Source organism: Methylosinus sp. KRF6, from assembly GCF_018887255.1.
Taxonomy (GTDB): Bacteria; Pseudomonadota; Alphaproteobacteria; order Rhizobiales; family Beijerinckiaceae; genus Methylosinus; species Methylosinus sporium.
Genome location: NZ_JAHLJF010000001.1, coordinates 1,106,433 through 1,124,110, shown reverse-complemented (window position 1 = coordinate 1,124,110; position 17,678 = coordinate 1,106,433). Strand labels below are relative to the sequence as shown.

Genomic DNA, 17,678 nt, shown 5'->3' with positions numbered 1-17,678 from the left:
GTAGGGGGCTGGCGGAGACGGAGGGATTCGAACCCTCGATAGGGCTTTACAACCCTATAACGGTTTAGCAAACCGCCGCCTTCAGCCTCTCGGCCACGTCTCCGCAGGCGTCCTGAGACGCTCTTTCCGAAGCTCCGAATCTCGGCGCTTCGGCGAGCGTGAGTTGAGATATGCCAAAGCGGCAAATTCTTGGCAAGCGCGCTTATGCGCTCAGATTATTTTTGCCGGGCTCCGGTACTGTTGCGTAATTGACACAGCTTTCGACAAAAACCGCGATTTGGAGGACGAACGGCTCCGCCTTTGTTGACGACGCACGCAATGATCCGTAGCTATTCACCACAGACGGCGCGCTTCTCTGCGCCGGGTTGTAGCGGTCGGCGATCGATCGTGCGGCGCCCAGGGGTTCCGGCGGCGGCGGATCGAAGACCCATGAAATCTAACTGAGGGCCGTATGATGAAAAAGTCTTTGCTCGCCGCCTCCGCGCTCGCGCTGGCCGTCTCCGCGGGCTCGGCGTTGGCTGCCGACCTGCCGTCCAAGAAGGCCGCCCCCCTGCTGCCGCCCCCGCCGCCGCCGGCTCTGTGGACCGGCTTTTACGTCGGCTTGAACGCGGGCTACACCTGGGACGAGAGCAGCTCGGTGGCGGTCTCCTCGGGCTCGATCGCTCCGGTCAACCCGATCGTCGGCATCGCCGGCTCGGGCTTGCTCGGCACCAGCATCGACGGCTTCATCGGCGGCGGCCAGATCGGCTATAACTATCAGTTCGCCAACGCCTTCGTCGCGGGCGTCGAGGCCGACATCCAGGGCGTCGCCGGCAGCAACAGCGGCACGTCCTCGGTTGCGGCTTTCGGCCCGCTGACCTCGACGATCAGCGCTTCGAAGTCGATCGACTATCTCGGCACCGTCCGCGGCCGTCTCGGCTATCTGATCACCCCCTCGCTGCTCGTCTACGGCACCGGCGGTCTCGCCTATGGTCAGGCCAATCTGAGCAGCAGCGTGTTCCAGGCTGTCGGCGGTCTCGTCGGCACCTCGTCGAGCGCCTTCTCCGACACCCGCGTGGGCTGGACGGCCGGCGGCGGCGTCGAGTGGCTGTTCCTGCCGAAGTGGAGCGCCAAGGTCGAATATCTCTATTACGATCTCGGCACGGTCTCGACCTCCAGCGTGATCTCCTTCACGACCGTCGCCGGTCCGGCCGCCACCACTTCCTCCTCGGCCCGCTTCAACGGCCATGTGGTTCGCGCCGGCGTGAACTACCACTTCAACCTGTTCAGCCCGGCCGCCGCTCCGGTCGTCGCCAAATATTGATTTGGCGGTCGCCCGATAGAGGCGAGCGAAAAGAGAATAGTACGAAAAGCCCGGCGTATCGCGCCGGGCTTTTTGTTTGTCGTCGTCTCGGGAGGTTTGTGTGTCTCGGGCGACCTGTGCTTTCTTCACGTGAGCCGGGTCCGACCTCGCTCGCTGACGCTTTAGAGTTTCCAGCCGAAGTGGACGCCGGCTCGGCGTTGGAAACGCGTCAAAACGAAAGACTCTGGACTTTAGCTGTGCTTCATCGAACCGTCCGCTTCGGTAGGAAGCGCCTCGCGTGATCGACCGCGATCCTGCCGGCGGCGATCGGCTTCTCGCCCGGCTGGCGGCTCAGAGCGAGTCGAGAAAAGATTCGATGCGCTCGAAATAGCGGATCCAATCGGGCGCCGAGAAGCTTTGCGCGGCGCCGATGGCGGCGAGACGGCGGGGCGAGGCCGCCGCGCAGAAGTCCGTCACGGCGCGTTTCCATCCGAGCCCGTCGAGGGGCGAAAGGAAGAGCGCGCGCTCCTGCGCGATCTCGCGGAATACTGGAATGTCGGAGACGATCGCCGGCGTTCCGAGCGCGAGCGCCTCGACCACCGGCAGGCCATAGCCTTCGGCGAAGCTCGGCATCAGCAGCGCATTGGCGTTGGCGAGCAGCCGGCGCAACGCGGTCGCGGGCAGGTCGCTCGTCCAGCGCACATGGGGACGGATCGCCTCGCAGCGATTCAGCATGTCGACGATCTGCTCATTCTCCCAGCCGCGTCCGCCGACGAGGACGAGCTTGGGGACGGGCTGCGGGCCCGCGGCCAGAGCGCGCCAGACATTGAGCAGCATCAGATGATTCTTGCGCGGCTCCAGCGTGGAGACGAGCACGAAATAATCGCAGCGCGCGAGCTGTTCGTCGCGCGCATCGGCGGTCTCGCCCTGCGTCGACGGCGCCGGCTCGACATGAATCGGAATGCGCGCGCCTTTGCGCGCGATCTCGCGCTCGAGACGTTCGGCGACGATTTCGCTCATCGCCAGCAGCGCATCGGCGTGTCGTAGGATCGTGTCGATTCGCCTGCGAAACAGCGCCTCATAGCCGCGGCGGAAGAATTCCGGCCGATCGAGCGGCAGGAGATCGTGTACGAAGAAGACGGCGCGCATGTCCGGCCGCCGCTCCAGCCATCGAAACAGCAACGGGAACTCGCAGGCGTGCTGCCCTATGTTCAGATAGAGCGAATTCGGCGGCGGCGCGTGCGGCGCGTCATTGGCGAGACGCAGCGGCGTGCGCCAGAGAAATTGGCCGAGAGCGTCGCGCGGCGCAGGGGCCGTGGCGAAGGGCGCACGCTCCGCGCCGAGTAGCCAGCCGCGCAGCCGCGCCCATTCCGACGAAGCGTCCGGCGCGGCGGGCGCGACATCGGCGACGATGCGGGCGAGGCGTGACGGCGCGAGCACATGCGGGCCGCGCGCGCCGTAATGCGCGGCGCAGGACAGGCGCGGATGCGCGGCGAAATGGCGTGCGAAAGCAAGATCGATACGCCCGATGCCGGCCGCGCCCGCCGCCCTTCCGAGGGAGACGAGATGCGTGGCGTCATAGACGATCGGGCGCGTCATATTCTTTTCTCTCTACCAGAGCGCCGGATGGCGCGCATAGAGCGATAAAGCAGGATGAAAATAGGGATCGTCGCGAATGACCGCACGCCAGCGGTCGCGGAAATAGTCGCGCTCTTTCGCATAGACGCTCATCGGACGAAACTTGGGCGAGCCGCGCGACGCCGATTCGTAATGCAGCAGCCGCGCGCTCGGATCATAGAGCGCGGTCCAGCCGCGCTCGCCGAGTCGCAGGCAGAGATCGACGTCGTTGAACTCGATCGGCAGATTGATCGCGTCGAAACCGCCGACCGCGTCGAATTTGCGCCGTTCCACCGCCATGCAGGCGGCGGTGACGGCGGAGCTCTCATGCGCGAGGCCGGCGCGACCGAGCCAGGAGGGCGTCTGCGGCGCGACCAGAGCGCCGAAATGTCCGGCGTCCTGCCCTAGCCCTATGGTGACGCCCGCATGTTGGATGCGTCCGTCCGGATAGAGCAGCAGCGCGCCGACGGCGCCCGTCTGCGGCGCCATTGCGCGACGGGAGAGAGTCTCGAGCCAGTCCGGGCTGACGATCGCCGTATCATTGTTGAGAAAGAGGAGGACCTCGCCGGTCGCGGCGCGCGCGGCGTCATTGTTGAGACGCGCGAAATTGAACGGCTCGGGGCGCGAGAGAATGCGCACGCGCGGGTCCTTCTTCGCCTTTTCGAAAGTGGCGAAGGTCTTCGCCTCGCGGCTGCCATTGTCGACGATGATCAGCTCGAAGGACGGATGCGTCGAGAGGCGCAATATGCTCTCGACGCAGGGGCGAAGAAGATCGGCGCGGTCGCGCGTCAGCACGATGACGGAGACGCTCGGCGCGGGCTCGGCGCGAGCGGACGCGGATGGCGCGACGATCGGCGCTTCCGGTTCCTCGTCGCGCGTCAGCAGCCAGCGGCGCAGATGCGAAATCTCTGCGCGCGCGAGGCGGAAGGGCGCGGCGCGCATCGACTCGCCGATCGATTTTCCCGTCAGCGTCGAGGCGGCGTAGAAAGCGCAACGGCCGAAATAGGAGCGCGCCGCCGCGAGCGACGGGCTCCAATCGGGCGTGAAGCTCGGCCTCGGTCCGTTTTTCGTGCGCAGCAGCTCGTCGGCGTAGATCAGCTTGGCGTGCGGCGCGCGCGCGATGTGTGCGGCGAGCGAGGCGAAGGCGTGATCGGCCAATTCGTCGCCGGCGCGCAGAACCGCGACGAAATCCGTCTCGGCGAGCAGGGGAACGAGTTCCGCCTCGCTATGCGCGATGCGCGCGGGTGGGAGAAACGGGAGTTGGGATTGCCGCTCGATCGAGGCGAGAGTGAGCGCCTTTCGGTCGGGGGCCGCGCCGGCGTCGAGGAGCAGAATCGCAAAGCGCGGCGCCGTCGCGGGGTCGTTGCGCGGCGCGTCGAAGCCCGTCGGTTCGAAGCGGCGGGCGCGGCGCGCGCGCCAATTCTCGAAATCATCGAGCGGCTCGAAATTGCTCGCCCAATCGAGCGCATTCTCGGCCTCGCTGCGATAGCCGAAGAGAGTGGGCAGGAAATATGACCAGAGCTTCGCAGGCCTGCGACGCCAGACGCGCATCAGCGCCTCGGCGAGGCCGACCGGCCGCAGGCTCTCGATCATGAAGCCGAAAGGGCCGGGCCGATTGGTCGGGCTGATGAGAAACTCGCGCGCGCCGCGGGGCAGGGCGCCGATCCAGACGCCTGCGCCGGCCGCCGGGCCGGGGAGAATGCGGTCGATGGCGCCTGCAGGCGTCACGAAGCGCAGCACGGGCCGCACGGGATCGTCGAGCAGGCTCGTGCGGAAAACCATCTCGACGAAAGGGCCGGCGCCGAAATCGGCCTCGATTCGAAGCCAGGGCTCTTTCGATACAGAGACGAATCGCTCGTCGCGGACGATCACGTCCTTCGCGGGGGTCAGCGCGATTGCCTGCTGCGTCAAATGTGATCCACTTCTCGAATTGGAGGCCGCGCCGCGAGAGGCCGTCCAGAATAGCCGTCCTCTTGAGCGAGGTGCGACGGCTTGTCAACGTCATGGTTAATGTGGCGCGCGGCGCAATTCATCATGAGGCGGAGGCTATTTCCGGGCGGCCTTGGCTCTATGTCAGCGAAAGACGCGCCCGCTTCTTGTCCCGCGACGCTCCGAGATTCGTTCCGAGACACACGCTCGAAGAGATACGCCATGTCGTTGACAACCAGAACCTCGCTGGCGACCGGGCCGCTCCCGCCGCGCTCCGCCGCCGGCCCTGCGGCCGCTGTTCCGCCGGCAGCCGCCGATTACGGCAAAATGCCGTTGGACGAAGTGCTGACGCGGCTCGGCGTCGATCCGAGACGCGGGCTCGCCGCGGATGAGGCGCGCCGGCGACTGCGGGCCTACGGCCCCAATGCGCTGCCCGAGAAGCGCGTCTCCCTCTGGCGCAAGATCCTCGGCTATTTCGCCGGGCCCATGGCCTATATGATCGAGGCGGCGGCGATCGTCTCCGCGCTGATCGGCCATTGGAATGATTTCGCCATCATCTTCGCTCTGCTGCTGTTCAACGCCGGGCTCGAATTCTGGCAGGATCGCAAAGCCTCCAATGCGCTGGCGGCGCTGAAGAAAGGCCTCGCGCCGGAAGCCACCGTGCTGCGTGACGGCGAATGGAGCGCGAGGCCCGCGGCCGAGCTGACGCCGGGCGACATTGTGAAGATCCGGCTCGGCGTCGTCGTGCCGGCCGATCTGCGGCTCCTCTCCGGCGATTACGCCTCCATCGACCAGGCGGCGCTGACCGGCGAATCGCTGCCCGTCGCCAAAAAGGTCGGCGATGTGGCCTATTCCGGCAGCATAGTGAAGCAGGGCGAGATGATCGGCGTCGTCACGGCGACGGGGGCCAACACATTCTTCGGCCGCACGGCGAGCCTCGTCGCCGGCGCGGGCGCAGCGAGCCATGCGCAAAAGGCCATGTTCGAGATCGGCGATTTTCTCATCGTCGTCGCCGTGGCGCTCGCGGCGGTTCTCGTCGCGGTGAAAGTCTATCGCGATCTCGTCGTCGCCGATGATTGGAGCATGGCGGACGCGCTCTCCATTCTTCAGTTCGTGCTGGTGCTGATGGTCGCCTCCATTCCGGTGGCCATGCCGGCGGTGTTCTCGGTGACGATGGCGCTCGGCGCGCTGGCTCTGTCGAAAGAAAAGGCGATCGTCTCCAAGCTCTCGGCGATAGAGGAGATGGCCGGCGTCGATATTCTGTGCTCCGACAAGACCGGCACGCTGACCAAGAATCAGCTGACGCTGAGCGAGCCAATCCTCTTCGAGTCCAAGGACGCGCAGGATTGTATTCTCGCCGCTGCGCTCGCCTCCAAGCTCGAGGATCGCGACGCCATAGACACGGCCTGCATCGACGCGCTGAAGGACAAGGACGCGCTCAAAACTTATTCGACGACGAAATTCATTCCCTTCGATCCCGTCGCCAAGCGCACGCAGGCGACGGTGACCGATGCGCAGGGCAAGTCGATCATCGTCACCAAAGGCGCGCCGCAGGCGATCGTCGATCTCGTCCACGCCGACGCAGACATCGCGCAGCGCGTGAAAAGAATCGTCGACGAACTCGCCGAAAAAGGCTCGCGCGCGCTCGCTGTGGCGCGCTCGGAGGACGATGGCGCGACGTTCCGGCTGCTCGGAATTTTGCCCATGTTCGATCCGCCGCGCGCCGATTCCAAGGCGACGATCGCCGCCGCTCGCGCCAAGGGCGTGGTGGTGAAAATGGTGACGGGCGACGACACCGCCATAGCGATAGAGACCGCGCGGCAGCTCGGCCTCGGCGATCATATCGTCGCGGCGGCCGATATTTTTCCCAAAGATCTCGATCCCAACCATCTTTCCGCCGATGTCGTCGACGCGATCGAGCGGGCGGACGGCTTCGCCCGCGTCTTTCCCGAGCATAAATATGCGATCGTGAAAGCGTTGCAGCAGCGCGGCCATCTCGTCGCCATGACGGGCGACGGCGTCAATGACGCGCCGGCGCTGAAGCAGGCCGATTGCGGAGTCGCCGTTTCTGGCGCCACCGACGCTGCGCGCGGCGCCGCGGCGCTCATCCTCACCGCGCCGGGGCTTTCCGTCATCTCCAGCGCCATCGACGAGGCGCGGCGCATCTTCGGCCGAATCGAGAGCTACACGACCTATCGCGTCGCTCTGACCATCGACATCATGTTCGTCGTCGTTCTGTCGAGCGTGTTTTTGGGCTTCACGCCGCTCACCGCCGCGATGATCGTCGTGATGTCGCTGCTCGACGATGCGCCGATCATGACCATCGCTTATGACAATACGCCGGTCGAGCCGCGGCCGATACGCTGGCGAATGCCGCGGCTGCTCGCCATTGCGACCGTGCTCGGCCTCGTCTGCGTCGTCGAATCCTTCGGCCTGCTGCTCATCGGCGTCAGGGCGCTGGCGCGCGAGCCGCTGGGGGAGGCGATGCAGCTGTTCTCGCCGCAGCAATTGCAGACGATGATGTTTCTGCAGCTCGTCGTCGGCGGCCATCTGCTGCTGCTCGTCGCGCGCACGCAGCGCTGGTTCTTCCTGCCGCCTTTTCCGGCCTGGAAGCTCCTCTTCGCGATTCTCGCGACGCAGCTTCTCGCCGCGGCCATGTGCTATTTCGGCTGGCTCGTTCCGCCGATCTCGCTGCGGCTCATCGGCATCGTCTGGGCCTATTGCATCGGCTTCATGTTCATATTGGGATTGGCGCGCAAGATCATCGCGCGCGTCGTGGATCATCGCATGAGACGGCAGGAGAAAAGCGTGGCCACGGTCGAGCGTCCGCTCTCCGGCGGTCTCGCGTTGGCGCGGCAGGCAGCCTCATCCAGAGGGTAAGCGAATGGATTGGCGTGACAAATACAGGGTCGAGCCGGGTGTGAAGCTCCGCCTCGCCGATTATGATCCTTCCGCTACGGGCAAGCACAAATCGCATGAGGAGGCGCTACCCAAGATCAAGGAACATGTCGAGCGCATGGCGAAGCTGCAATATCTGCTCTATGCCGATGGTTCGCAGGCGCTGCTGATCGTGCTGCAAGGGCTCGACGCCGGCGGCAAGGACGGCACTATTCGTCATTTGTTCTCTGGCATGAATCCGCAAGGCGTTTCGGTCGCCTGCTTCAAGCAGCCGACGCCGATCGAGCACGACCATGATTTTCTCTGGCGCATTCACGCCCATGCGCCGGCCAAGGGCCAGGTCGTCATCTTCAACCGCTCGCATTACGAGGATGTGCTGGTGGTGCGCGTGCACAAGCTCGTTCCTCGCGACATATGGTCGAAGCGCTATGACGAGATCAATGATTTCGAGAGCCTGCTCACCCGCGACGGCAATGTGCGAATATTGAAATTCTATCTCCACATCAGCCCGGAGGAGCAGCTCGCGCGCTTCGAGCAGCGACTCGACGATCCGGCGCGCAATTGGAAGATCAGCGAGAGCGATTACACGGAGCGCGAACATTGGCCGCAATATGTGGAGGCCTATGAGGAGGCGCTGGCGCGCACGAGCACGAAGCAGGCGCCCTGGTTCGTGGTTCCGTCGAATCACAAATGGTTTCGCGATCTCGTCATTTCGCGAATCGTGGTCGACACTCTGGACGAGATGGGGCTGAAGCTGCCGCCGACGCGCGTCGATCTCGCGCAGATCGCGAAGAAATATCACGCCGCCGTCGCCGAGGCGAAGAACGGCGGACCCGGGTGTCGCGGCTGAATATCGCCGAAGCGAGGATTTCATGAGAGGTTTCATCGTGATCTCGGGCTGCTCGGGCGGTGGCAAATCGAGCCTGCTCGCCGAGCTCGCGCGCCGCGGCTTCGCTGTGGTCGAAGAGCCGGGACGCAGAATCGTCGCCGAGGAGATCGCGGGCGCGGGAGCCGCGCTGCCGTGGGTCGATCTCGCGGCATTCGCGCGTCGCGCCCTTCGAATGGCGATAGAGGATATCGAGAGAGCCGGCCGCGAGACCGGGCTCGTGTTTTTCGATCGAGGGCTGGTCGACGCCGCCGTCGCGCTACAACATGCGACCGGAGAGCCGGCGCAGGCGACCTTGCGCGCGCAGCCGCGCTATGATTCTCGCGTGTTCATGACGCCGCCGTGGCGAGAAATCTATGTCGAGGATACGGAGCGCCGCCATAGCTTCGACGCCGCCGTCGCCGAATACGAGCGGCTCGCGGAAGCTTATCCATTGCTCGGCTATCGGCTGGATGTCTTGCCGCGGGCGAGCGTCGCCGAGCGCGCCGACTTCGTGCTGAATAGGTTGGAAATTTCCGATCAGTCGACCTTGCGCTGAGAATCGCCTTCGCGCTCGTCTCTGCGGCGGAAGCGCAGCACCGCGCCAGGGGCGCGATTGCGGGCGCTGATGCGGCTGCGGCCGGTGCCGGTGAGCACGTAACGGCCGCGGCTGTCGTCCCAACGCATGAGATCGGCCGCAATGGCGCGCTGGCGCAGCGCCATGGTCATCGGATCCTGCACATGCGGCGGCGCGATGTCGCCATGCGCATCGACCTTCTTCAAGGCCTCGATCAGCGTGGTTTCTTGAGAGTCCGTCATCGCTCTCCGTATATGACGCCGATCGAGCCGAGGAGCAAGGATTTTGAACGAATGGCGCCGGCGAAGGTTAGCGTCGTCTCGCATCCCGACGCGGCGTCTTTCGTTCAGCGGGCGGCCTCGGGAAGGCGACGCTTCCACTTTTCGCCGGCCCGCAGCTCCGTTCCGAGAACCCAGCGCAGCTGAATGGCGCGGCGAGTCCTGCGGCTCGTTGTCTCGCTCTCGACCCTGGCGACGGCGATCGGCGCCGGAGCCGGCGGCTGGCGCGCGACAATGGAGATCGGCTCCGGAGCGGGCCGCGGCGCGGGCGCGGCTTTCGGCGTTTTGGGGCGGCGCGCGGCGCGAATCGGCGCGTCGCTCTCGGCGTCGACGATCTTCGGCTCGACGGCTTTCTTCACGCCGCGCGGACGGCCGGGGCCACGGCGGACAGGCGCCTCCGGCTCGGGCGGCGGCGCGATGGGCTCGATGAGGCTCGGCAGCACACGGCCGGTGCTCGCCGGCTGCGCGGACACGGCCTCCGCCTTTATCGCTTCGGCCTTCTTGCCGAAAACGAGATCGGCCGCTTTCATCGCCGCTTCATAGCCGTCGTCATGCGGCGTCTCGCGTTCCACGACGCGCGGCGCGAAGGCCGCGAGGTCGAGAAAGGCGGGCTTTTGCTCGGCGGCCGCTTCGTCGAGCGGAACGATACGGCTCGACGCGGCCTTGGCGGAGCGCGATTTGAATTCCTTCACGAAGGGGCGAACGATGCGGCGCATGGGTCTCCGGCGTCGAAGGGGGCGGAACGACTTCCGTCGGACGATCTTTCGTCCAAATCGGTTACGTCGGCTCCGAGTTTTCCCAGGATGAACGGAAATTCCGAACGCCGATAGAGTGGGCGAATACTTAGCCGTTGTCGAGAGAAAATAAGAGCACGGCAACAGAAATGTCGCTCGGTCGCACGCGACGATAGACGCTTTTCGGCGCAACTCTACTTTATCGTGCGCATCGTTTCCCGCGTGCGTCGTTGCGCCGCCGTCTATGCTGCGGCGCGACGCGGGCGGGATTGAAGTCGCTCGCAGCGCCTCTAAATGCGTGCGAATAGACGAGAACTCGGGAGCCGATCATGGAGTCCTGCGAACAACCGCTCGCGTCGATGACATTTTGCGAGGCGGTGAGCTGCGTATGGGCCAAGGGCGAAACGGCCGTGAATTCGGTTTTGCAGGCGCCCTCCACGGCGAGCATAGGCGATTGGGGGCTGACGCTGCTCGTCGGTCTCGTTCTGATCAATCTCGTCATCATGCTGTTCAGAGCTGCCTTTCCGCGGCGGCGCTTCGACGAGCATGTCCCGACGCCGAGGGCGTGAGGTAGAGTGCTGCGAGCGAAGATCATGTCGTGAAGTCGACGACGCGAGCGGCGCGCCGCTACGGATTCGTGGCCGGCGTCGCGCGCGTGACGCGCGCCCGACAGTCGATCCGCGATTTCTGGAAGTCCGATCGCCGTTGAATTGATTGGTGGAGCTGGGGGGATTCGAACCCCCGACCTCTGCAGTGCGATTGCAGCGCTCTCCCATCTGAGCTACAGCCCCGCTCCGAGGCGCTGGATACTCGGCGCCTACCCGCCTGTCAATCCGCCCTGCGTCGAAATCGTTCCTCTTTTCCGAGACGGTCTCCGCCGAATGGCCGCGCCGAAGCCGGGGCCGGGGATTGCGGCGGCGGTGCAGGAGGGATAGAGACATTTTTCGACTTCGACCGGTGGAAAGCACATCATGCAATATGCTGTGGCCAATCTCATCTTCACGATCATCGACCTCTATTGGTGGGTCGTCATCGCCATGGCGGTCATGTCATGGCTCATCGCCTTCGATGTGGTGAACACCAGATCGCGCGCAGTCTATTCGCTGTGGAATGCGCTGAACGCGCTGACCGAGCCGGTGCTGCGGCCGATCCGCAGCGTGCTGCCGAGCTTGGGCGGAATGGACATCTCGCCCATCATCCTGCTGCTCGCGCTGCAATTCCTGCGCAATCTGGTCGCCGGCCAGCTCGGCGGCATAGGCTGACATGACGGAGGCCGCCGCCTGGAGCGCGGAGGGCGAAGGCGTCGCTCTCTGGGTTCGGCTGACGCCCAAGGGCGGCCGCGACGCGGTCGAAGGCGTCGAGCGTCTGGCCGACGGCCGGGCAGTGCTCAAGGCCAGGGTGCGGGCCGCGCCCGAGGATGGGCGCGCCAATGACGCGCTGGTCGAACTGGTCGCCGAGACGATCGGCGCGCCGCGCAGAACCGTGTCGATCGCCTCCGGTCACACGGCGCGGCTGAAAAAGCTCTTCATCGCGGGAGATCCCGCACGGCTCCTCGCAGCGCTGGAGAAGACCGGCGCGACAAGAAATGGTTGAGGCATGAGCAAGTCGAAGGTCGGAAATTTTTTCGAGGATTTCTCGCTGGGTCAGGTGATCCGCCACGCCGCGCCGCGCACGGTGACGGTGGGCGACGTCGCGCTCTACACGGCGCTCTATCTGCCGCGCTTCGCCGTCCAATCCTCGGCGGCCTTCGCCCAGGCGATCGGCTATAGAGAAGCGCCGATCGACGATATTCTCGTATTCCATTTAGTGCTCGGCAAGACCGTGCCGGACGTCTCGCTGAACGCCATCGCCAATCTCGGCTATGCGGATTTCAAATTTTTGGCGCCCGTCTATCCAGGCGACACGCTGACCGCGACATCCGAGGTCATCGGCCTCAAGGAGAACTCCAATAAGGAGACCGGCGTCGTCTATGTGCGCTCCACCGGCAAGAATCAGCGCGGCGAGACGGTGCTCGACTACGCCCGCTGGGTGATGGTGAAGAAGCGCGACAAGGACGCCCCCGTGGGGCCGGAAGTCGTGCCGACGCTGCCGAAATCCGTCGCCCCCGCCGATCTCGGCAAGGCCGTGCCGGCGATAAACGTCGCCGCCTACGACAAGGATTTGGCCGGCTCTCCCTATTTCTGGGGCGATTACGAGGTGGGCGAGAAGATCGACCATATCGACGGAATGACCGTGGAGGAGGCCGAGCATCAGATCGCCACGCGCCTCTATCAGAACAATTCCAAGGTCCATTTCAATCAATATTATGAGGCGCAGGGGCGTTTCGGAAAGCGCATCATCTATGGCGGGCATGTGATCTCGCTCGCCCGCGCGCTTTCTTTCAACGGTCTCGAGAACGCGTTCCACATCGCCGCGGTGAATGGCGGGCGTCATGTCAATCCGCTGTTCGCCGGCGGCACCGTCTTCGCCTGGTCGGAAGTGCTGGACAAGGCCGGGATTCCCGGCCGCTCGGACGTTGGCGCGCTGCGCTTGCGGCTCGTCGCCACGAAGGACCACCCGCCGGCGGATTTCCCGCTGACGACGGCCGAGGGTAAGCCGCATCCGGACGTGCTGCTCGACCTCGACTATTGGGCGGTGATGCCGCGCTGACGAAAGCCGCGGCGGCCGGAGAACCGGCCGCCGCTTTGGTCTCTCCCCTGGGAGCATAGTGGAGAGGCGTCGCTCAATGGAGCGTTTTCAGCCACTCATCGACATCTTTTTGAACGGCTTCCTTGCTTTTTCCGTAGCGTTTCTGCAATTCGCCTTCGAATTGGTCGCGCTTGCCCTGGATTTTGGTCAGGTCGTCGTCGGTCAAATCGCCCCATTTCTCTTTGATCTTGCCTTTGGCTTGCTTCCAATTGCCTTCGATCTGGTTCCACTCCATCGTTCTTCTCCTCTACTCGGGCGCGTCTATTTTCGAGCGCCGCAGGATCGGATGACAATTCTTGCCGATGGATATGGTTCCATCGCCCTTCGCCGCGCTCGAGCGCGGCGCTATCTGTTCTCGCATCGTGGAATGAAAGGTCGTGTCATGATTTCCAAAGCCTGGATTGCGCTCGCTCTCGCTCTTGTGCTCGCGGGCTCGTCGAGCCTCGCGGCGCCGCCCGCGGCGCAGAAAAAGGAGAGCGAGGAGGCCACGGACCAATCGCAAGGCCTTCCGACAGAGGTCACGACCACGCATTCCATGTCGATCCGCGGCGAGAAACTATCCTTTCTCGCGCGCGCCGGCGCGGTGCGGCTGCGTGACGCGCAAAGCGGCGCGCCGAGGGTCGACGTCGCCTATGTCTCTTATGAGCGCTCCGACGTCGATGCGCTGGCCCGGCCCATCGCCTTCGTCTTCAATGGCGGGCCGGGCGCCGCTTCCGCCTGGCTCGGACTCGGCGGCGTCTCGCCCTGGCGCCTGTCGCTCGGCTCCGGACCGCTGTCGCCTTCGGCGCCGCCCATCCTCGTCGACAATGCCGAAAGCTGGCTGCCTTTCGTCGATCTCGTCTTCATCGACCCGCCGGGCACGGGCTACAGCAAGTTCCTCACAGACAATGAGGAGACGAGAAAGCATTTCTTCTCGGCGCAGGGTGACGCCGAGGCGCTCGCGGTGGTGGTGCGCAAATGGCTGGCGACGCATCGACGCATCGCCTCGCCGAAGTTTCTGGTCGGCGAGAGCTATGGCGGCTTTCGCGCCGTCGAGCTCGCCCATGCGCTGCGCGAGCGCGAGAGCATCGGCGTCGAAGGTCTGGTGCTGATCTCGCCGGCGCTGGATTTCGCCTGGCTGGACAGCCCGCGCAATCTCCTGTCGCTCGCCGGCCGCCTGCCGTCCTATGCGGCGGTGGCGCGCGACGCCAAGCAGCGCGCCGAGCTCGCCGATGTCGAGGCCTACGCCTCAGGCGAATTTCTCGTCGATCTGCTCAAAGGCCCGCGCGACAAGGACGCGCTGGAGCGGCTCGACGCCAATGTCACGCGCTTCACCGGGCTGGAATCGCGGATCGTGATGGAGGAGGGCGGCCGCGTCGCGCTGAAGACTTTTCTGCGCGATCGTCTGCGCGCCTCGCATCGCGTCTCCAGCGCCTATGACGGCGAGATCACGGGCTTCGATCCGCGGCCCTTCTCGCGCGAGAGCAATTGGGCTGATCCGGTGCTCGACGCGCTCGCCGCGCCGCTCGGCGCCGCGATGACGCGCCTGACGATCGAGAAATTGCAATGGCCGATCGGCGACGCGCGCTATGAGATTCTCAATCACAAGGTCGCGCATGATTGGGACTTCGGCCGCGGCGGCCGCGCCAATGCGGAGGCGGTCTCGACGCTGCGCGACGAGCTCGCTCTCGACGCGCGGCTGAAAGTGCTCGTCGCCCATGGGCTCGCCGATCTGGTGACGCCCTATTATGCGAGCAAGCTGCTTATCGATCAGCTGCCCGCCTTCGGCGAGACGACTCGCGTGCGGCTCGTGACCGTGCCCGGCGGGCACATGTCCTATATCCGCGACGATTCCCGCCGTCTGCTGCGCGACGAGGCGCGCAAGACGATCGAAGGCAAATGAGCTTTTCGAGGTCGAGCCGAGCGCGGGCGACGAAAAACGAGGTCGATGGCTCGGCGCGTCGCCCCGCGAGCGAAAGGCGATGAGGCGTATCAGATGTATGACGAACGGAGCGGCTAAGTCCGCGCGGCTTCAACTTGGAATATTTCCAATAAGTCTCTTTCGAACAATGTCAACAACGTGACAGGAAGCTTTTATTTCAAGACTTTCAAGAATTTGGTCCTTGTAATATTTCCAGTCTACGCATCCTTCGATTGACCCTGCCCGCAGCGGAAAATACGCATAGTGGATCACCTTACCGGTTTTGCCGGACTTGATTCCACGGGGGCAGGACAGAATGAACAACATCAAAGCGCCGTTTTCTCTGCGCAGCCTGCGGCGCGGATCATCCGCGTCGGTCTCGCGCATCGACGGCCCGTCGGCGAAACTGTTGGGAGTAGCGGCTCTGCTGGCCGCGGGCGTCGGCGTCGCGACAGCGCAGGAAGCCAGTCAGTCTCTGCCGGCGGTGCGCGTCGACGCGCCGAAGGAGAAGCCGAAGCCGGTGGTTCATGCGGCGCCCGCCGCCCATCAGGCCGCCAAGCCGCGCCGTGCGACGCGCGCTCCTTCGACGCAGCCCGCCGCTCCGCAAGCCGGCGCGCAAGGCGCCCAGAGCGCGCAGGCGGGGGCAGGGGGCGGCGCCGCGCCGGCCGACGCCAATCCCTATGCCGATCCCAAGGCGCCCTATAAGGCCGATCGGCTGTCGTCCAACAAATTCACCCAGCCGCTGCTGAACACGCCGCGCACCGTGACCGTGCTCACCAAGGAAGTGCTCGAGGACAAGAACGCCTTCACGCTGAAGGAAATCGCGCGCAGCACGGCCGGCGTCACGCTCGGCTCGGGCGAGGGCGGCAACGCCTTCGGCGATCGCTTCTTCATCCGCGGCTTCGACGCCCGCAACGACATATTCATCGACGGCGTGCGCGATCCGGGCGTCAGCTTGCGCGAGAATTTCTATACGGAGCAGGTGGAAATCCTGCGCGGTCCCGGCTCCAGCTTCGCCGGCCGCGGCACCGCCGGCGGCGCGTTGAACATCGTCACCAAGACGGCCAAGGAGCAGGACTTCTACGATATGAAGTTCACCGGCGGCCCGTCGGACAACTCCAAGCGCGTGCAGATCGACGTCAACAAGGCGATCAGCCCGATTCTCGCCGTGCGCGTCAATGGCCTGTTCCAGGACGCCAATGTCGCCGGGCGCAATTACGTCACCGACGACCGCAATGGCGTCTCGGGCTCCGTCGTCTTCAAGCCGATCGACAACTTCACGCTCACGGCGAATTACACCCATTCCTATCAGAACGGCCTGCCGGACTTCGGCATTCCCTATAACCGCACGACCAATCGGCCTTACGCGGAAGGCGTCACCTCGCGCAACACCTGGTATGGGCTGCTCAATCGCGACTTCCAGAAATATCGCCAGGACTTCGGCACTTTCACCGGCGAGTATCGCGTCAATGACGATCTGAAGATCACCAGCCGGCTGCGCCAGAGCCGCTCGGTGGTCGATTACATCGGCACGTTGACGCAGAGCGCCAATTGGGCCGCCGGCACGGTGAACATCGGCGCGCAGAGCCGCTACCAAGTGACCAATACGCTCGCGAGCCAGACCGACATAAATTACAAATTCGTCACCGGCCCGGTGAAGCATGAGGTCGTCCTCGGCGCCGAATATAGCAGGGAAGGGCTGACGCGAACCAATTACACCAATCTCTCGTCGGAGCTGAACGGAGGCGCCGTCGGCGGCGCGCTCGTGTGCAATCTCTATCTGCCGTGCAATTCTCTGCCTTTCCTCAACACGCCGACGCGCAATCAGAATGTGACGCGCGTCGCCGTGGACACCAAGGCGGGCTATCTCATCGAGACGGCCAATTATGAGGATATCGTCATCGCCAACGCCGGCGTGCGTTTCGACGATTACACCATCACCAACCGCAACGAGTCGTACTCGACCTTCGCGGCCAATCACTCGGCGCTGGTGAATTACAATTTCGGCCTGGTGCTGAAGCCGCTGCCGGAAGTGAGCCTCTATGCAGCCTATGCGACCTCCGCCAATCCGGTCGGCGCGGAGCTCGACGGCGGCGCGGCCAATTACGGCGGTCTCACCACGGCGGTGCAGATCTTCCCGCCGCAGCGCAATTACGCCAAGGAAATCGGCGCCAAATGGGAGCTGTTCGACCGCCATCTGCTGGCGACCGCCGCGCTGTTCCGCACCGACGTGAACGGAGCGCGCGAGGTGAACGGTTCGGTGACGACGGGCGACGCCGCCTATTATGTGCAAGGCGCGGACATAGAGATCGCCGGCAACATCACAGACAAATGGAGCGTGACCGGCGGTCTCGTCATCATGGAGTCGAAGGTCACTCGTTCGCAAATCAGGACCAATGTCGGCCTACAACTCGCCAATATCGCGCATGAATCCTTCAGCCTGCTGAGCAAATACAAGTTCGGCGATCTCTTCGGCCTCGAGGCGGATCGACTCGAATTCGGCGGACAGGCGGTTTATCGCTCGAAGATCTACGGCGGCAACAATATCATCGCCAATGGCGCGACGTCGGTGAACGGCACGACGGGTTGGCCCGCGCCGACGGCGGCCAATCCCTTCGTGAATGTGCCGACCGTGCTGCCCTCCTATTGGCGCTTCGACGCCTTCCTCGAAGGCAAGGTCACCGAAAATATCACGCTCAAGGTCTCGGTCATGAATATGTTCGACCGCACCTATTACGACGCCTTCTATCAGACGGCGACGCCCTTCACGCAGGTCGCGCCCGGCCGCACCGTGCTGTTCGAGGCGCGCGCCAAATTCTAAAGACAAATCGTCGCAGGCGCCGGCTCCCTTGGAAAAGTTTCAAACAAGGGGCCGGCGCCTTTTCATTGCGTCGCAAAAAATGGAATGTG

15 protein-coding genes and 2 tRNA genes are annotated in these 17,678 nt (G+C 64.5%); 10 read left to right on the top strand and 7 right to left on the bottom strand.

Features of this window, described 5'->3' with window-relative positions:
- Positions 1-9 precede the first annotated feature (9 nt).
- Positions 10-103: transfer RNA gene (locus tag KP010_RS05445), tRNA-Ser, on the bottom strand.
- A 351-nt stretch (positions 104-454) separates the two neighbouring features.
- Here KP010_RS05445 and KP010_RS05440 point away from each other — a divergent pair.
- On the top strand, positions 455-1,303 hold the full coding sequence (locus KP010_RS05440; RefSeq protein WP_185966543.1) for an outer membrane protein: 849 nt from the start codon (positions 455-457) through the stop codon (positions 1,301-1,303).
- 330 nt (positions 1,304-1,633) lie between these two features.
- Here the strand turns inward: KP010_RS05440 and KP010_RS05435 are convergent, their stop codons facing one another.
- Both KP010_RS05435 and KP010_RS05430 read right to left on the bottom strand, forming a co-directional pair.
- Entirely contained in the window at positions 1,634-2,881 is a 1,248-nt protein-coding gene (locus KP010_RS05435) for a glycosyltransferase family 1 protein (RefSeq protein WP_142863706.1), read from the bottom strand.
- Between the two features lie 12 nt (positions 2,882-2,893).
- The gene (locus KP010_RS05430; protein WP_142863707.1) at positions 2,894-4,810 is read right to left on the bottom strand and encodes a glycosyltransferase; all 1,917 of its coding nucleotides are present in this window, start codon (positions 4,808-4,810) and stop codon (positions 2,894-2,896) included.
- Between the two features lie 240 nt (positions 4,811-5,050).
- Between KP010_RS05430 and KP010_RS05425 the strand changes: the two genes are divergently transcribed.
- From KP010_RS05425 to KP010_RS05415, 3 genes are read left to right on the top strand one after another with little or no spacing between them, the layout of a single operon-like run.
- Entirely contained in the window at positions 5,051-7,708 is a 2,658-nt protein-coding gene (locus KP010_RS05425; protein WP_246659925.1) for a plasma-membrane proton-efflux P-type ATPase, read from the top strand.
- Between the two features lie 4 nt (positions 7,709-7,712).
- Positions 7,713-8,576 (top strand): polyphosphate kinase 2 family protein, encoded by an 864-nt coding sequence (locus KP010_RS05420; RefSeq protein WP_142863708.1) that lies wholly within the window; start codon positions 7,713-7,715, stop codon positions 8,574-8,576.
- A 22-nt stretch (positions 8,577-8,598) separates the two neighbouring features.
- On the top strand, positions 8,599-9,150 hold the full coding sequence (locus KP010_RS05415) for an AAA family ATPase (RefSeq protein WP_142863709.1): 552 nt from the start codon (positions 8,599-8,601) through the stop codon (positions 9,148-9,150).
- Here KP010_RS05415 and KP010_RS05410 read toward each other — a convergent pair.
- Together KP010_RS05410 and KP010_RS05405 are read right to left on the bottom strand one after the other, a co-directional pair.
- Positions 9,132-9,410, bottom strand: a complete 279-nt coding sequence (locus tag KP010_RS05410; protein ID WP_108918397.1) for a hypothetical protein — start codon at positions 9,408-9,410, stop codon at positions 9,132-9,134. The two genes, KP010_RS05415 and KP010_RS05410, sit on opposite strands and share 19 nt — an antisense overlap.
- 104 nt (positions 9,411-9,514) lie before the next feature.
- The gene (locus KP010_RS05405; protein WP_142863710.1) at positions 9,515-10,162 is read right to left on the bottom strand and encodes a hypothetical protein; all 648 of its coding nucleotides are present in this window, start codon (positions 10,160-10,162) and stop codon (positions 9,515-9,517) included.
- A gap of 347 nt (positions 10,163-10,509) precedes the next feature.
- On the opposite strand from KP010_RS05405, the gene KP010_RS05400 reads away from it, so the two are divergent.
- Positions 10,510-10,749 (top strand): hypothetical protein, encoded by a 240-nt coding sequence (locus tag KP010_RS05400; RefSeq protein WP_108918395.1) that lies wholly within the window; start codon positions 10,510-10,512, stop codon positions 10,747-10,749.
- A gap of 146 nt (positions 10,750-10,895) precedes the next feature.
- Here the strand turns inward: KP010_RS05400 and KP010_RS05395 are convergent.
- Positions 10,896-10,971 (bottom strand) — tRNA-Ala (locus tag KP010_RS05395).
- A gap of 180 nt (positions 10,972-11,151) precedes the next feature.
- On the opposite strand from KP010_RS05395, the gene KP010_RS05390 reads away from it, so the two are divergent.
- Genes KP010_RS05390 through KP010_RS05380 form a run of 3 tightly spaced genes read left to right on the top strand, consistent with a single transcriptional unit; the run spans position 11,152 to position 12,829 of the window.
- Positions 11,152-11,442: a YggT family protein gene (locus KP010_RS05390; RefSeq protein ID WP_108918394.1), complete on the top strand. Its 291-nt coding sequence runs from the start codon at positions 11,152-11,154 to the stop codon at positions 11,440-11,442.
- 1 nt (position 11,443) lies between these two features.
- Positions 11,444-11,773 carry a DUF167 family protein gene (locus KP010_RS05385; RefSeq protein ID WP_142863711.1) on the top strand — a complete coding sequence of 110 codons (330 nt, stop codon included), beginning with the start codon at positions 11,444-11,446 and terminating at the stop codon, positions 11,771-11,773.
- Between the two features lie 3 nt (positions 11,774-11,776).
- Complete coding sequence (locus KP010_RS05380) at positions 11,777-12,829, top strand: MaoC family dehydratase (protein ID WP_142863712.1); 1,053 nt, start codon at positions 11,777-11,779, stop codon at positions 12,827-12,829.
- Between the two features lie 73 nt (positions 12,830-12,902).
- On the opposite strand, the gene KP010_RS05375 is transcribed toward KP010_RS05380, so the two are convergent.
- Positions 12,903-13,103: a CsbD family protein gene (locus tag KP010_RS05375; protein WP_142863713.1), complete on the bottom strand. Its 201-nt coding sequence runs from the start codon at positions 13,101-13,103 to the stop codon at positions 12,903-12,905.
- A gap of 147 nt (positions 13,104-13,250) precedes the next feature.
- Here KP010_RS05375 and KP010_RS05370 point away from each other — a divergent pair, with 147 nt between their 5' ends.
- Positions 13,251-14,750: a S10 family peptidase gene (locus KP010_RS05370; protein ID WP_142863714.1), complete on the top strand. Its 1,500-nt coding sequence runs from the start codon at positions 13,251-13,253 to the stop codon at positions 14,748-14,750.
- Positions 14,751-15,084: 334 nt separating this feature from the next.
- Positions 15,085-17,589, top strand: a complete 2,505-nt coding sequence (locus KP010_RS05365) for a TonB-dependent siderophore receptor (RefSeq protein WP_216280514.1) — start codon at positions 15,085-15,087, stop codon at positions 17,587-17,589.
- The last annotated feature ends 89 nt before the right edge of the window (positions 17,590-17,678 follow it).

What these genes read in the sequence shown, in the direction of transcription:
- KP010_RS05365 (WP_216280514.1), top strand. Translation starts at nt 15,085, where the DNA reads ATGAACAACATCAAAGCGCCGTTTTCTCTGCGCAGCCTGCGGCGCGGA.
- KP010_RS05400 (WP_108918395.1), top strand. Translation starts at nt 10,510, where the DNA reads ATGGAGTCCTGCGAACAACCGCTCGCGTCGATGACATTTTGCGAGGCG.
- KP010_RS05440 (WP_185966543.1), top strand. Translation starts at nt 455, where the DNA reads ATGAAAAAGTCTTTGCTCGCCGCCTCCGCGCTCGCGCTGGCCGTCTCC.
- KP010_RS05405 (WP_142863710.1), bottom strand. Translation starts at nt 10,162, where the DNA reads ATGCGCCGCATCGTTCGCCCCTTCGTGAAGGAATTCAAATCGCGCTCC.
- KP010_RS05370 (WP_142863714.1), top strand. Translation starts at nt 13,251, where the DNA reads ATGATTTCCAAAGCCTGGATTGCGCTCGCTCTCGCTCTTGTGCTCGCG.
- KP010_RS05375 (WP_142863713.1), bottom strand. Translation starts at nt 13,103, where the DNA reads ATGGAGTGGAACCAGATCGAAGGCAATTGGAAGCAAGCCAAAGGCAAG.
- KP010_RS05385 (WP_142863711.1), top strand. Translation starts at nt 11,444, where the DNA reads ATGACGGAGGCCGCCGCCTGGAGCGCGGAGGGCGAAGGCGTCGCTCTC.
- KP010_RS05410 (WP_108918397.1), bottom strand. Translation starts at nt 9,410, where the DNA reads ATGACGGACTCTCAAGAAACCACGCTGATCGAGGCCTTGAAGAAGGTC.
- KP010_RS05415 (WP_142863709.1), top strand. Translation starts at nt 8,599, where the DNA reads ATGAGAGGTTTCATCGTGATCTCGGGCTGCTCGGGCGGTGGCAAATCG.
- KP010_RS05380 (WP_142863712.1), top strand. Translation starts at nt 11,777, where the DNA reads ATGAGCAAGTCGAAGGTCGGAAATTTTTTCGAGGATTTCTCGCTGGGT.
- KP010_RS05425 (WP_246659925.1), top strand. Translation starts at nt 5,051, where the DNA reads ATGTCGTTGACAACCAGAACCTCGCTGGCGACCGGGCCGCTCCCGCCG.
- KP010_RS05420 (WP_142863708.1), top strand. Translation starts at nt 7,713, where the DNA reads ATGGATTGGCGTGACAAATACAGGGTCGAGCCGGGTGTGAAGCTCCGC.
- KP010_RS05390 (WP_108918394.1), top strand. Translation starts at nt 11,152, where the DNA reads ATGCAATATGCTGTGGCCAATCTCATCTTCACGATCATCGACCTCTAT.
- KP010_RS05435 (WP_142863706.1), bottom strand. Translation starts at nt 2,881, where the DNA reads ATGACGCGCCCGATCGTCTATGACGCCACGCATCTCGTCTCCCTCGGA.